We start from the raw sequence: 13,907 nt of genomic DNA, 5'->3' as shown, positions 1-13,907 counted from the left end.
TCCCTGCGGCATGCGCACTCTGTTCCAGAACAAAGATCACTCGCTCCCGGACTGCCGGAACACAGTCCAAGGAAGCGAGTAGAAAAACACCTACTTAGGACGTGCGGAGCGCTTACCGGTGGCTCCCCGTTCCAGCGGGCGTTGGCCGGCTGCGGGTGTGCCGGGAGTACAACAGGCTGTTCCGGTAGCACAGTTCGAAGCGATCCTGCCGTATCGGGATGAGCAGCAGCGACGTCTGCTGCTGACGTGCCGACGGAGACCGGGGGCTCGATCCCGCAGATCGCCACGCGGTCTCCGCAACACCCGACGGGCCCCGTGCCCGCATCCCGGTGCCCACTTCGCCGCGCGCCGTCCACGCTGCCCCTCGGCCGACTCGACCGTCTAGCCCTGGGAGCAGCGGCCTGAGGCACGGGTCCTGACTTCACCCAGACCATGAAAAGAAGGTGCTTCTGGAATACAGAAATTTTCGAAGCCCGGCGCTGGCGTCTCCTTCCGGCGGACGGTGCCGGTGGCCCCGTCGTCGCGGCCAAAGGAAGTGTCATGTCCATCCACGTCATCGGAGTCGTGGCCCTCGCGCTCGTCTTCGTCATCGGGTCGCTCAGACCCGTCAACATCGGCGCCCTCTCACTCGTCGCCACATTTCTCATCGGAGTCCTGGCGGCACACGAGGACACCGACAAGATCTTGTCCGGATTTCCTCCTGATCTCTTCGTCCTGCTCGTCGGCGTGACCTACCTGTTCGGCCTCGCGGCTGTGAACGGCACGCTGGAATGGCTCATCGGGCGGGTGGTCAGGCTCCTGGGGGACCGGCCCGCGCTCGTCCCCTGGCTGATCTTCTGCTTCTCGGCGGTGCCTACTACGGCAGGAGCGTTGGGTCCGGCCGGTGTGGCCATGCTCGCACCGCTGTGCCTCAGACTCGGGGAGCGTTACGGCATCGACCGGCGTATGTGCGCCCTCATGGTCATGCACGGCTCGTGCCTCGGTAACTTCTCGCCGCTCAACGGCCTGGCCGTCATCGTCGAGCAGGCGGCCAAGTCAAACGGAATCTCGGTTTCGGCTGCCACCCTCTTCCTCGGCAGCGCGGCTTACAACGCCGGCCTGGCCGTCGTCATCTACTTCGTCTTCGGCGGCCGTTCACTCTGGCGTGAGCGCGGAATACGGCCGCCTGCAGTCACACCGACGTCGATGTCCGCCGTGCGGACCCCAGCACTGGTTCGTGAAAGTGCGACAGCCGGCAGCGCGAGCGCCCCCGGCGCGAGGAGCGGTGGACCATCGGGCGAGTGCGGCACCGACACCTCCGACAGCACGACGGCGCCCCTGCGGATGGACCAGGCGATCACTCTCGTGGCTCTGGTCGGCGTGGCGGTCGGTGCGCTCGTCTTCGATATCGAGATCGGCTTTCTCGCCCTCATAGCGGCCACGCTTGTGCACACGATTTTTCCCGTCAGGTTCGCGAAGGCCGACACCCGGATCGTCTGGTCGGTCGTGCTCTTGATCTGCGGCGTTGTCACGTTCGTCGCGGCTTTGCAGCGCTATGGCACCGTGGCGGTGGTAGGCAAGGGCATCGCCGATATGGGCGGGCCTGTGCTGACGTCGTTCCTTCTCTGTCTGATCGCGGCGCTCACCTCGGCGTTCGCGTCCAGCGCCGGCCTGCTCGGTGTGCTCATACCACTGGCCGTGCCGCTTCTCAGCCAGGGTGAGGTCGGCGGCACCGCCATGATCGTCGCGCTGGCGATCTCAGCCACCGTGGTGGACTCGACGCCGTTCTCGTCGGTGGGCGCGCTGACGCTGGCCAACGCCCCGGAGAATCAGCGTCCACAGCTGTTCCGCACGATGCTCACCTGGGGCCTTTCGATGGCGGTGACCGCACCGATCGTCACCTGGCTGGTTTTCATCCTGCCGAGCACACACTGACCCTCGCCCCTGTCGTCTGCGGACAGCCCCGGCCCTCAGTCCGGAGAAGACACACGTACAAGCGCCGACGTCCGTGAACTCGCAGTGGCTCTCGCGAATCCCCCGACCTGGTCAGGTTGGCCGAGCGATCCGGGCGTGTCGCGGGTGGCGAGACCCCCAGATGCCAAGTCGGTTCGACGCTGCGAACCCGGGGACGTGGCCGGCCTCCGGCTCGCGCCGGTCGGCAGACTCGTCTGCGGGATACAGCCCGGCCGGTCCTCGGCACTCAGTCAGTACGGGAAGGCCGCTCGATCATCGTGACGACGCCGCTGTGACCGTCGCCGCCGTGCCCGGTCCACCGCAGCACGCCGAAGAGTTGGCCGACGGCCGCGTCGTCGGCACCGCGGCTGCTGACGTCCACGCCACGTCGAGCGCGAAGCCCAGGTCCTCGTGCTGGAAGGCCGCGGAGACGCCCGGAGCGCAGTCCCGCGGCTCCGGCTTCCTCCGTTTGACGTCGAGCACCAGGATCCCGGCGAGACCATCCGCCAGCACGTCGGGCACCGCGGTCAGCCGGCCTGATCCCAGTGGACCCGTGTGGCGCACAGGGCGTCTGCCGAGCACGCGACCCGCGCCTTGGAGAGGTTGCCGCACGGCGAGTTCCTCCCTCGCGACGGACTGCCCGGCGGCCGCTCGTTGCAGGCCGCCCCGGACGCGGTGTCCCGCTTCTGCGCCCACCTCCGGCTGGCCCAGCCGGGTCGGAGTGGGCTGCGGCGGTAACCGGGCCCGCTGGGGACTCTCGTCACGGTTACCGACACCACCCGGATACCTCCGCAGGAGTCCGGGGAACAATCGCCCCACATGACACAACCGGAGGCAGCCTTGAGTGGCGACGAACAGGCACGCGAAGACGTGCTGGCCGTGGAACGGAGGCGTGCGAAGGCCATGGTCGAGGCCGACGCCGCCACGCTCGCGGAGCTCACCGCGGACAGTTACACCCATGTGGAGAGCAGCGGCGTGGCCCGGACCAAGGAAGAGTTCCTGCGGGGGTTGGCAACAGGCGAGTACCGGTTCGAGTCCTTTGTCGTGGACGAGAACCGGGTACGCGTCTACGGCGACACGGCCGTCGTCACAGGGCGCTACCACAACGACATTCGTACGCCGGAAGGTCTCCAGCCGACCAAGTACGCGCTCCACACGCGCGTCTACGTGAAGGCACACGGCAGATGGCTCAACGTGGCGCACCAGGCGACCGAAGCACGGCCGGAACGGGGTCCTTCGGCGGGTACGGGATCGAAGCGGGACTGAAGCCGGCACCGGTCCGGGCACGGATACCGGAGCCCGTTCCCGTTGCCGTTGCCGTCCGGGTGCCGGCCGAAGGGATCGCCGGGCCGGGCCAGCGGCCCGCTCAGCGGGCCTTCAGCGGCGCAAGGCCCGCCGGCAGGCCCTCCATCGGGTCCTGCACGATGTCGATGATGCTGGGCCCGGGCTGGGTCAGGGCGTCCTCGATCGCGGGCAGGAGGTCGGCGTCGCGGGTGACCCGCGTTCCGTGGCCTCCGAGCATGCGTGCGAACGCGCCGAAATCCGGGTTGTCGAGGAAGACGCCGAGGTATCGCTCGTCGTGGGCGAAGCGCTGCCGGTCGCGGGTATTGCCGTAGGCGAAGTTGTTGACGATGAGGCTGACGACGGGGATGTGTTCCCGCACGCAGGTCTCGAAGTCCTGGGCAACCATCCAGAAGCTGCCGTCCCCGCTCAGCGCGACGACGCGTTCCTCCGGCCGGCTCAGAGCGATCCCCATCGCCGCGGGGAAGCCCCACGCCATCGCCCCGCCCGCGGAGCCGTAGTAGCTGCGCGGCCGGTCGAAGCCTACGTGGCGTTGGATCCAGGGGCCGAACGTGTGGACGTCCTGGACGAGGACCAGGCCGTCGCGATCGGCGAGTTCCTGTACGGCCCGCGTCAGGGTGACGGACGAAACGGTCCCGGAAGAGTGTGGTGCTGCGGGGAGCACAGCCGCGTCGTCGTACTCCTTGCGCAGCGCTTCGCGCCGCGCTCTGCGCCGCGCCGCCCGGGCCGGGTCCTCGGCGGACAGCGGAGCCAGCGCGGCGACCAGCGCACGTGAGGCGGCGACCGCGTCGGAGACGAGAGCGACCCGCGGCGGGTAGACCCGGCCGAGCTCGACGGGATCGATGTCGACGTGCACCAGATCCGCCGCGGGCGGCACGATCGTCCACCGCTTGGTGGTGAACTCGGAGAAACGGCAGCCCAGAGCCACCACTACATCCGCGTCCCGCACGATCTGGTCGGAGACCTCGTGTGCGCCGTACCCGAGGGCACCGAGGAAGGCGGGGTGACTGTTGGGCACGGCGTTCTTGCGCAGCCACGTCGTGACGAGCGGGGCCCCGGCCGTCTCCGCGAGGCCGAGGTGGGCCTCTGCGTCACCCCCGCCGCCGCCGACAATGATCACGGGCCGTTCGGCGGACGCCAGAAGCCGTGCCGCCTCCGTGATGCCGTCGTGATGGGGGGCCGGTGGGTAGACGCGTGCCCGTGGGCCGGGCGGCTGTGTGACAGGCGCCTGCAGCACGTCGAGCGGCAGGGAGACCACGACCGGGCCGGGCCTGCCGCTGATCGCGGTGCGGACCGCGCGCTGCAGCAGCTCCGGGATACGGTCCGGCTGGTGGATTTCGACGGCCCACTTGCACACGGACCGGAACACGGACACCACGTCCATCTCCTCGAAGGAGCGGCGCTCGGTGATGGAGCCAGGGACCTGTCCGATCAGGACAAGCATCGGGATGGATTCGTCGTGGGCGTTCTGCACGGCGACGGACAGGTTGGCCGCTCCCGGGCCGCGGGAGGCGAGGCAGACGCCCAGCTGTCCGCCGGCGCGCGAGAAGCCGTCGGCCATGAATCCGGCGACCTGCTCGTGCCGAGTGGACAGATAACGCACGGCGTTCTGCCTGGCCAACGCGTCGATCAGGTCCATTACCGTGGTGCCGGGCAGTCCGAAGACGTGGGTGACGTCTTCCGCGGCGAGGCACTCGACGACGAGATCGGCGCCTTGACGTGGCTGGTCAGACAAGAACGTTCACCGCCTTGAGCTCCGTGTAGCTCAGCATTTCCTCGATACTCTCCTCACGGCCGATGCCGGAGGCCTTGGTACCGCCGAAGGGCATTCCCCAGAAGTGTCGGGAGGAGCCGTTGACCCATACGTAGCCGGCCTCGACGCGGTCGACGAGGGAAAGGGCCGTCGAGACGTCGCGCGTCCAGATACTCGCGGTCAGCCCGTAGTCCACGCCGTTGGCGATCGCTACGGCCTCGTCGAGGTCGGTGTAGGTGAGGACCGACATCACGGGACCGAACACCTCCTCCTGCGCGATCCGCATCCCCGGCCGCACGTCGGTGAAGATCGTCGGCTCAAGGTAGTGCCCGCGGCCGAAGCCCTCGCCCTGCGGCCGCTGACCGCCGTGGAACAGGGTGGCACCCTCGGCCAGAGCCACGTCGATGTACTGGAGCGCCTTGTCGTACTGCGCACGAGAGGCAAGCGGGCCCATCTGCGTTTCAGGTGCGACGGGAGAGCCGATTCGGATCGCGTCGACCCGTTCGCGAACCAGGGGAAGGACCTTCTCGGCGATGGACGAGTGCAGCAGCACCCGGGAGGTCGAGCCGCAGGACTGGCCGGCGGACCAGGCGAAGTTCATGCCGTTGACGATGCCGGTGGCCGCGGCGTCCAGATCGGCGTCGGGACAGACGATGAGGGCGTTCTTGCCACCGAGTTCGAGGCTGATGTCCTTGACGCCGACCTCGGCCGCATCGCGCTGGATGAGGCGGCCCACCCTCTCGCTGCCGATGAATCCGATCCGCCGGATCAGCGGGTGGCGCACAAGAGCGCTGCTCGCGGCGGGACCGTCGCCGGTGATGGTGGAGAGCACGCCCGGTGGCAGGATTCCGGACGCGATCTCGGCCAGCCGGAGCGCGGACAGCGGTGTGATGTCCGAGGGCTTGAGCACCACGGCATTCCCGGCCATCAGTGGCGCTGCGATCTTGGCCGCCGCGAAGAAGAGCGGGTGGTTGAAAGGCACGATCCGTGCCACGACTCCGAACGGGGAACGCCGTGTGAAGTGCAGGTTCTCGGGTGAGGCGGGGACTGTGGACCCGCCCAGGTGAGAGGCGAACCCGGCGAAGAGATCGAGGACCTCCGCCCCCCACGCCACGTCGTTGCGCATCGCGCTCACGGGATTGCCCGAATCGAGCGCGTCGAGCAGTGCCAGTTCCTCGGCGTGCTCGCGTACGGCCTCGGCCAGTGCGCGCAGCCTCCGGGCCCGCTCCCGTATGTCGAGAGCGCGCCATGAGGAGACGGCGTCGGCACCCGCGCGCACCGCTTCGTCCACGTCCGAGGCCGAGGCATCCGGTGCCGCGGCGAGCGGTGCCTCGGTGGCCGGACACTCCACGTCGTAGGTGCGTCCGCCGTCCGCCTGGCGTGAACGTCCCCCCACGATGAGGCGCCAATCACGGTCCGCCACCGCCGCGACCGCTCCTTCGGGCCCGCTCGCTCCCGCCACGACTTCTCCTCTCAAAGGAATGAATCTCTGCTCTGCAGAAGGAAAGTAACTCCACTTGTTGCAGGCGGTCAACGCCTCCGGCGTGTTCAGACGGCGGTACCCCGAAGAGATCCGCTTGCCTGAGAAGCTCTGCAGATCAGATGGACGGCGCGCTTGCGGGAGAGCGGGCGCCGGAGGACCGTTCATCGTTTCTCGGGGCGAGGACGGCCGGGGGAGATGCGTTCACGAGCCCCGGGGCCGGCCACCGCCGCGGTGTCGGACGCCCCTGACCGCGCCGTCGCCGGACACCTGCAGCACGACAGTCCCCGCAGTGCTCGTGAACGCATCCGGCCCGGGCCGCTCTGCCCGTGTTCCGCCGAGCTGAATGCTGCGACACGCGACCGGCAAGCCGGACTAAGATTTCTGCTATGAAGAAATCCTCGTCCCCGGATCAGCAGCTCACCGCAGGGTCCCGGCCGCAGTACCCCATCGAGTCGGTCGACAACGCCATGCGGATCCTGCTACTTCTGGGCGAGCGCAGTGAACTGCGCCTCACAGAGGTGGCGAAGTACCTCGGGGTCGCCTCCTCGACGGCGCACCGGCTGCTCGCCATGCTGCAGTACCGGGGCTTCGTCCGGCAGGACGACCGCTCGAAGGCCTATGTGCCGGGAGCCGCGCTGACTGGTGTCGCGTTTTCGATCCTGCAGCGGTTCGACGTGCGGGATCCGCTTCGGCCGTTCCTCGAAGAACTCCACCGCGAAACCGCGGAAACAGTTCACCTGAGTGTGCTCGACGGCACTACGGTGCGGTTCATCGACGCCATCGAAAGCCCCAAGGCGGTGCGGGTGGCCTCACGGCTCGGCCGGTCCATGCTGGCTCATTGCACATCATCGGGTAAGGCGATGCTCACGACTCTGTCGACCGAGCAACTCCATCAGCTCTACCCGGAGGAGGAGCTTCCGGGACTCACCGAGCACTCGATCCGCAGCCGCAGCGACCTGGAGCGGGAGATTGCCGCCATCCGTCGACGCGGTTATGCGACGAGTTCGGAAGAGGGAGAGGAGGGCGTCTCCTCCGTCGCGGTGGCCTTCCCTGCCGAGTTGCCCTCCCTCCGCCTCGCCTTCAACACGGCTGTCCCGGCCGGGCGCATCAGCCGGGCCGACACCAAGCACATCGGTGAGCTGTTGCGTGCCACCGTCGACCGGGCTTCACAGGTTCTGCTCTGAGCCGCCCGTGCCGTGTGACGGTGGCCGGCAAGAGACCGTGCCGGTCGGCCGCGGCCTGACGGTGCTGGGGGTCAGCACGGCAGAGCGTCGGTGACGGTCCTGATGTCGGAGTGGTCGCGCACGGACAGGCCGGCCGCCTCCAGCAGGTGCGCAAGGGTCTCGACCTCGTTCTTGTGCGGCTTCGGCATGGGCGACCGCATCAACGGGCTGTCGATGAACCCACGCAGCCAGGTCGCGATCTCGTAGCGGACGTGGAGGCGGCCCCACTCCGCGTAGACGAACTCGTGCAGGGCCATAAGTCCTCCCCCGAGCCAGATCTTGCGTGCCGTGTCCAGGTCTCCGGCTCGCCACGCGGCGATGTGCTTGAGCATCGGCTCAAGGGCGTAGTTGAACGAGCCCGTCACTGTGCCGTCGAAGAGATCCATCGCGAGGTTCTCGTGAAAGTTCACGGCCGTGGCACCGAGCACGGCGACCTTCCGGTCCGCGTAGGCGCAAGCAGCCGTACGCGGCCAGGATGGCCCTCCGATCGGTGTCATCGCCGTCGTCGCACCTGAGGGGCACCACCCCGAGAGGTACGGCAAGGACCTGGTGAACGCGGCGACGAGACTGGCTCGCGCCGTGCAGGCGTGACGTTGCCGACCTGTGGGGTTCGATGCGTCGACCCGTGAACCCCGAGCCGTGCCGGGCGGTCCGCATGGCCCGGCCCTCACAAAGTGCCGCAGCGCCCTCGGGCTCTATGTCCCGAGGGCTTTTCCGGCGGACTTCCGGCGGGCTCAGACGTCCAGGCGGTCCAGGGCGAGCGTCAGACGGCGCGGCTCGCCGCCGTCCGTGCGGTCGTTCGTACCCACTCCGAGGTAGTGGCGGCTGACGTCGTCGTCCTCCAGAAGGTCACGCGCGGGACCGCTGTGGGTGATGCGGCCGTTGGACAGCACGATGCCCTGATCGGCCGTCCGCAGTGCGGCGGCCGCGTTCTGCTCCGCGATGACCACGGTGGTGCCGTCGGCGGCGAGCCCGCCGACGACATCCATGATCTGGGCGACGTAGCGAGGCGCGAGGCCCAGGGACGGTTCGTCCAGCAGCAGGACGCGCGGTCGCCCCATCAGTGCCCGGCCGATGGCGACCATCTGCTGCTGCCCTCCGGACAGCGCGCCGGCCCGTCTGCTTGTGAACTCCCGCAGCACGGGGAAGAGTTCGAAGACCCGCTCCAGCTGAGAGCTGTTGCGCTCCGCCTCGCGGCGTGAGCGGTGGGTTCCCATCCAGAGGTTCTCGCCCACCGTGAGGTCGTCGAAGAGGTGGCGGCCCTCGGGGACCAGGCGCAGGCCCCTTCGCGCGATGTCGTGGGCGCGCAGGCGGGTGGTGTCCTGCCCCAGGACGCGGACGGTGCCGGCCCGGGGCCGGGTCACTCCCGCCAGGGTGCGCAAGAGCGTGGACTTTCCCGCGCCGTTGGCCCCGATCAGGGCCAGCACCTCTCCCCCGGCCACCCGGCAGGAGACGTCGCGCAGGGCGCGGGTGGCACCGTAGCGGACCTCCAGGCTGTCGATCTCGACGGTCATGCCGCGGCTCCCAGGTAGGCCTCGATCACTGCCGGGTCGTTGCGGACGGCGTCCGGCGGACCGTCGGCGAGGACCCGGCCCGCGTCCAGGACGAGGATCCGTTCGCTGACGCCGGCGACGAGGTCCATGTTGTGCTCGATGAGGACGAGGGCGATTCCCTCGGCGTGCACGGCCCGCAGGGCGTCGGCGAGTTCGGCGGTCTCTGTGTCGTCCAGTCCCGCGGCGGGTTCGTCGAGCAGCAGGATCCGCGGCCCTCCGGCCAGTCCGCGGGCCACTTCCACCAGCCGTTGTGCTCCCGCGGGCAGTTCCGCGGCCGGGCGCTCGGCGAATGGGTGCAGGCCGAGGAAGTCCAGAAGGGCGTCGGCCCGCGCGCGCAGCGCCCGCTCCTCCCGTCGGGTGCGTGGCAGGCGCAGGCCGTCGGAGAGGAAGCCCGCGCGGGTGAAGCGGTGGGCGCCGAGCATGACGTTGTCCCGGACGGACAGCAGGGGGACCAGGCGGGCCGACTGGAAGGTGCGCAGCAGCCCCTTCGCCGGCAGTCTGTGGGGGGCCAGGCCCGTGACGTCCTGGCCGTCGAGCCGCACCGTGCCCTCGTCGGGCGTGGTGAATCCGGTGACCAGGTCGAGGAGGGTCGTCTTGCCGGCTCCGTTCGGGCCGATGACGGCACATGCGCTGCCCTCCCCCACGGTGAAGGAGACGTCGTCGACGGCGGTGATGCCGCCGAACCGGCGGGTCAGCCCGGTGACCTCGAGCAAGATACTCATCGTGCCTTCCTCCAGGGGGTGAGTGACGTGGCCGTCCCCCACAGGCCGCGGGGGAAGTAGGTCATGACGCCGATGAGCACGAGACCGGCGACGAGCGGCTCCCACCGTGCGAAGGCCTGCCCCGCCTGCGGCAGGCCCTGCAGGACGAGGGCCCCGATCAGCGGCCCCGCCAGCGTTCGGGCGCCGCCGAGAGCCAGCATGATCACGATGCTGAACGCCACGGTCACGCTGATGACGTCGGGGGACATGAACCGCAGGTAGAAGGCGTACAGGCTGCCGGAGACCGAGGCGAAGACCGCCGACGCCACAAACGCCTGGGTCTTGTAGCGCGCGGTGTTGATGCCGAGCATGGCGGCGGCCGGGCTGTCGGCCGCGATGCTGGTCAGGACCCGCCCGGTCTGGCTGCGCCGCACGTTGGCCGTGAACCAGGCGCCGAGCGCGCAGACGGCCAGCAGGACGTAGTAGTTGGCACGGTCGGAGAAGACCGTCCAGCCGCCCAGCTGGAGGCTCGGGATGGCCACCAGTCCCGACGGGCCGCCCGTGAGATCGGGCAGTCCGGAGGCGAGCGACTCGGTGATGACGGCGAGGCCCAGCGTGGCGAGGGCCAGGTAGTAGCCTCGCAGCCGCAGCAGGCTCCCGCCGAGCAGGGCCGCCACCAGCGCGCTGCCCAGTGCCATGACGACGGTGGCGACGGTGGTCGGCCAGTGCAGGCGCAGGGTGAGCAGCCCGGCGCCGTAGCCGCCCAGTGCCATGAACAGCGTCTGGCCCAAGGACACCTGTCCCGCCAGGCCGGTGAGCACGTCGAGTCCCAGAACGGCCAGGAAGAAGATGCCCACGACGACGAGAAGACCGGTCCAGCCCGGAACGACGAACGGCAGAACGGCGGCCACGGCCACGCCGGCGGCCGGCAGGACCGCCCTGGGCAGCCGCCGCGCCTCGTCCTGCGGCGGCGCGGCGGCCGTGCCGGCCGTGCTGCCGAGTCGTCCGGGAAGGCTGGGAGAGCTCATCGGCGCACCTCACTCGTCTTGCCGAACATCCCGCTCGGCCGGAACAGCAGAACGACGATGAGGGCGCCGATCGCGACGACCTCCGCGAGCTCACTGCTGATGTAGCGGGCGAAGAGGGCCTGCAGCAGGCCCAGGACCAGGCCGCCCGCCACCGCGCCGACGCTGCTGCCCAGGCCGCCCGCGACGGCCGCGATGAAGCCGGCCACGGCGTACGACGTCACTGTGCTGAACTGCAGGAACGTCACGGGTATGACCGTGGTTCCGGCGAGTGCGGCCATGGCGCCGGACAGGCTGAACGCCACCAGCCGCACCCGGTCGGTGTTGACCCCCGTGAGCGACGCGCCCAGCGGATTGCTGGCGGTGGCCCGCATGACGGTGCCGAGCGCCGTGCGGTGCAGCAGCAGCCACAGCCCGGCGACCGAGACCGCCAGCGCGCCCACGATCCAGTAGTACTGCGAGTTGATCCGGACTCCCCCGACGACGGTGGTGCCCGAGGGCGGAAACGGGTCCATGGTGTACGGCAAACTGCCCCAGACCACGAGGAGCAGGCCGCCGATCGCCTGGAGCAGTCCGACCGTGACCAGGAGCATGCGGTCGGGCGTGGTGCGCCGCGCACCAGGCGTGATCACCAGGCGGTCGATCACCGCCAGACCGCCTGCGAACAGGATCACGACCAGTGCCGCGACGGCGAGTTCGGGCAGGCCGGTGTGCTGTTCCAGGGACACCGCCGTCAACGCGGCCAGCACGACGAATCCGCCCTGGGCCAGGTTGATCACCCGGCTGATGGAGTACACGAGCGTCATGCCCAGTGCGATCAGCGCGTAGACGCAGCCGTCGACGAGTCCCGAGAGCACGATCTGCAGTGTGTCCGACACGGCATTACCTCCCTGCGTAGGTGAAGCCGCCGCGGGTGGCCCGGACGACGGCGACGTCGTCCACGGTCAGGCCGCGGTGGTCGTTCGGGCCGAAGGTGTAGGTGCCGAGGACACCGTGGAAGTCCGCGAGCCGCTCCAGCTCGCGCACGGCCTGCCGGGGGTTTCCCTCGGCCTGCTGCAGTGCCCTGGCGACCAGCAGCACGGCGTCGTAGGCCACGCCCGGTCCGAAGTCCGGTGTCTCCCTGAACCGCTTGCGGTACGCGGCCTGGTAGTCCCTGACCCGGTCCGCCGCGTCACCGTTGACCTGGTCCCCCCAGAAGTCCCGGGTGGCCGGCACCAGGAGTGTCCGTGGTGTGTACGAGGCGATGCGCTGCATGAAGGTGAAGGTGAGGTTGGCGTCCGTGGTCGCCACCGGCAAGGTGTTCCCTGCCTCCTTGAGCCCCTTGAAGGCGACGCCCGCGGCGGCTCCGCTCGCCCACACGACCAGAGCCTGCGGCCGCCCTCCGGTGGCGATCTGTATCTGCGAGGTGACGGAGATGGCACCGGGGTCGTAGTCCGCGACTCCGGTCAGGCGCATGCCTTCCGCCCCCGCCACGGCCGACCGCAGGGCGCGCGCGCCGTCGATCCCGCTGGCGTCGGTGGTGTGCAGCAGGCCGATGCGGGTGATTCCCCGCCGTTGCCAGTAGCCGACCAGGCGCTCGGCGAGAGCCTCCGTCGAGGCGCTGGCCGACCACGTCGTCGATCCCGCTGCCGGCCGGATGCCCGGAGACAGGCAGTAGTCGATGATGCGGGCGCTTGTCGTCAGGGGCGCAGCGGCATTGCAGGCACCCGCCACGGAGGGTCCGACGACAGCGTCCGCCCAGGAGAGCATCCGGCGGGTCGCGAGCACGGTCTGCGATGGGTTGCTCTGGTCGTCGGAGGCCCGGAGCTCAAGCCGGTGTCCGCCGACCCCGCCTGCCGCGTTGACGGTGTCGACCGCCAGCTGCGCTCCTTTCAGCTCACCGGCTCCCAGCTGACTGGCGCTGCCGGTCTGACTGGTGATCAGCCCGATGGTGTAAGAGCCGCTCTCGGAGGCGGAGACGCTGCCCCCGCACCCGGTGCACCAAGTGGCGAGCAGCATCAGTAGTAGCGAGGTTATGGAGGCCTGACGGCTCATGCGAGACACTCCCGATTTCCTCTTTGCAGAATTGCTCTCTGTCCTACAGTGAAGCTGGAGGGAGGTCAATACGTCGGAGCCGTCCCGTTCCCCGAGCACGAGGAAGTGCGATGTTCGACCGCCACCGATCGGCCCCAGCTGATTGATGGGCGTCCGGCGCGTGCGTCCGGGTCAGGCGAGACAACAGGGCGGGACGGGACCGGTATTCGCTCCGTTACGGCTCCGCCCCGCATCTGAGCCGTGCTCGCCCACCGCCGGCCGTACCCTTGCACCGGTTGCATCCTGAAGAGTTGCAGGGATGAGCGCTCATCAGGCCTGCGTCTGGAAGGCGGCTTCAGGTCCGGCGACACCCCTGCCGGGCGGCTATACCGCTCCGCCATCGGGGCCGAGCGGAAGCGGCACGGCCGGTAGGCCGCCAGCCCCCTTTCTGCCTGACCAGGGAGGTGGCCCTTTCACGACGACCGCGATGTGACACATCGCGCCGGCACGCTCGGCCTCCACGAAGTCCGTGACGTCGCCGGGGCCGAAGACCACGCTCTGACCCACGGCCCTGAGATTCGAGTCGACGGTGACCTCGCCGTTCGCCGGACGGGCGTCAGCGAGCCTCCGGCGGGCCGGTCTCCGCTCGGGACAAAGCCGAAGCAACGGAACCAAGTGCCGGTGGCGACGTCGGCGCCCAAGGCCGTTGCGACATGGGAGGCCTGCCTGCCGCCGCAGGCGAGTTCCCCTTCGGCGTGCCGCCGACAGTCAGGACCTTCTTCTGCGGCAGACGGCTTTGATCTCTCCGGGGAACTCCATGCCGACCGGTCCGGCACAATCAGGAGTACAGGCCAGGCCGCCTCCGGCTTCCTCCTGGCTCCCTCCATGTCGAGGAACGTGGCGGCGGAACAGATTCCCGGGC

At 69.4% G+C, this 13,907-nt stretch carries 12 protein-coding genes; 3 read left to right on the top strand and 9 right to left on the bottom strand.

Annotated features, from left to right (window positions below; all coding sequences use genetic code 11):
* Positions 1 to 540: 540 nt before the first annotated feature.
* Positions 541 to 1,914, top strand: coding sequence for an SLC13 family permease (locus tag ACGF5O_RS47560; protein ID WP_393816196.1), 1,374 nt, complete (start codon positions 541 to 543; stop codon positions 1,912 to 1,914).
* A 265-nt stretch (positions 1,915 to 2,179) separates the two neighbouring features.
* On the opposite strand, the gene ACGF5O_RS47555 is transcribed toward ACGF5O_RS47560, so the two are convergent.
* Positions 2,180 to 2,314: a hypothetical protein gene (locus ACGF5O_RS47555; RefSeq protein WP_393816195.1), complete on the bottom strand. Its 135-nt coding sequence runs from the start codon at positions 2,312 to 2,314 to the stop codon at positions 2,180 to 2,182.
* A gap of 458 nt (positions 2,315 to 2,772) precedes the next feature.
* Between ACGF5O_RS47555 and ACGF5O_RS47550 the strand changes: the two genes are divergently transcribed.
* Positions 2,773 to 3,198: a nuclear transport factor 2 family protein gene (locus tag ACGF5O_RS47550; protein WP_362600840.1), complete on the top strand. Its 426-nt coding sequence runs from the start codon at positions 2,773 to 2,775 to the stop codon at positions 3,196 to 3,198.
* Positions 3,199 to 3,298: 100 nt separating this feature from the next.
* Here ACGF5O_RS47550 and ACGF5O_RS47545 read toward each other — a convergent pair whose 3' ends face one another.
* The gene (locus tag ACGF5O_RS47545) at positions 3,299 to 4,969 is read right to left on the bottom strand and encodes a thiamine pyrophosphate-binding protein (RefSeq protein WP_393816194.1); all 1,671 of its coding nucleotides are present in this window, start codon (positions 4,967 to 4,969) and stop codon (positions 3,299 to 3,301) included.
* A complete protein-coding gene (locus tag ACGF5O_RS47540; RefSeq protein ID WP_393816193.1) occupies positions 4,962 to 6,635 on the bottom strand; it encodes an aldehyde dehydrogenase family protein in 1,674 nt (557 codons plus the stop codon). Before ACGF5O_RS47540 ends, ACGF5O_RS47545 begins: the two co-directional genes overlap by 8 nt.
* 221 nt (positions 6,636 to 6,856) lie before the next feature.
* Between ACGF5O_RS47540 and ACGF5O_RS47535 the strand changes: the two genes are divergently transcribed.
* A complete protein-coding gene (locus tag ACGF5O_RS47535) occupies positions 6,857 to 7,654 on the top strand; it encodes an IclR family transcriptional regulator (protein ID WP_362600849.1) in 798 nt (265 codons plus the stop codon).
* A gap of 71 nt (positions 7,655 to 7,725) precedes the next feature.
* Here the strand turns inward: ACGF5O_RS47535 and ACGF5O_RS47530 are convergent, their stop codons facing one another.
* The 6 genes from ACGF5O_RS47530 to ACGF5O_RS47505 all read right to left on the bottom strand — a co-directional run bounded on the left by ACGF5O_RS47530 (position 7,726) and on the right by ACGF5O_RS47505 (position 13,006).
* Complete coding sequence (locus ACGF5O_RS47530) at positions 7,726 to 8,103, bottom strand: hypothetical protein (RefSeq protein ID WP_393816192.1); 378 nt, start codon at positions 8,101 to 8,103, stop codon at positions 7,726 to 7,728.
* 324 nt (positions 8,104 to 8,427) lie between these two features.
* On the bottom strand, positions 8,428 to 9,207 hold the full coding sequence (locus ACGF5O_RS47525) for an ABC transporter ATP-binding protein (protein WP_393816191.1): 780 nt from the start codon (positions 9,205 to 9,207) through the stop codon (positions 8,428 to 8,430).
* Positions 9,204 to 9,968 carry an ABC transporter ATP-binding protein gene (locus ACGF5O_RS47520; protein ID WP_393816190.1) on the bottom strand — a complete coding sequence of 255 codons (765 nt, stop codon included), beginning with the start codon at positions 9,966 to 9,968 and terminating at the stop codon, positions 9,204 to 9,206. Before ACGF5O_RS47520 ends, ACGF5O_RS47525 begins: the two co-directional genes overlap by 4 nt.
* Complete coding sequence (locus tag ACGF5O_RS47515; protein WP_362600861.1) at positions 9,965 to 10,975, bottom strand: branched-chain amino acid ABC transporter permease; 1,011 nt, start codon at positions 10,973 to 10,975, stop codon at positions 9,965 to 9,967. Before ACGF5O_RS47515 ends, ACGF5O_RS47520 begins: the two co-directional genes overlap by 4 nt.
* On the bottom strand, positions 10,972 to 11,850 hold the full coding sequence (locus ACGF5O_RS47510; protein WP_393816189.1) for a branched-chain amino acid ABC transporter permease: 879 nt from the start codon (positions 11,848 to 11,850) through the stop codon (positions 10,972 to 10,974). The genes ACGF5O_RS47515 and ACGF5O_RS47510 overlap by 4 nt, the downstream gene beginning before the upstream one ends.
* Positions 11,851 to 11,854: 4 nt before the next feature.
* The gene (locus ACGF5O_RS47505) at positions 11,855 to 13,006 is read right to left on the bottom strand and encodes an ABC transporter substrate-binding protein (protein WP_393816188.1); all 1,152 of its coding nucleotides are present in this window, start codon (positions 13,004 to 13,006) and stop codon (positions 11,855 to 11,857) included.
* Positions 13,007 to 13,907: the final 901 nt, after the last annotated feature.

Source organism: Streptomyces sp. NPDC048291 (assembly GCF_043201715.1).
Lineage (GTDB): Bacteria > Actinomycetota > Actinomycetes > Streptomycetales > Streptomycetaceae > Streptomyces.
Note: the sequence above shows the minus strand (reverse complement) of the source record. Positions and strands in the feature narration are given on the sequence as shown.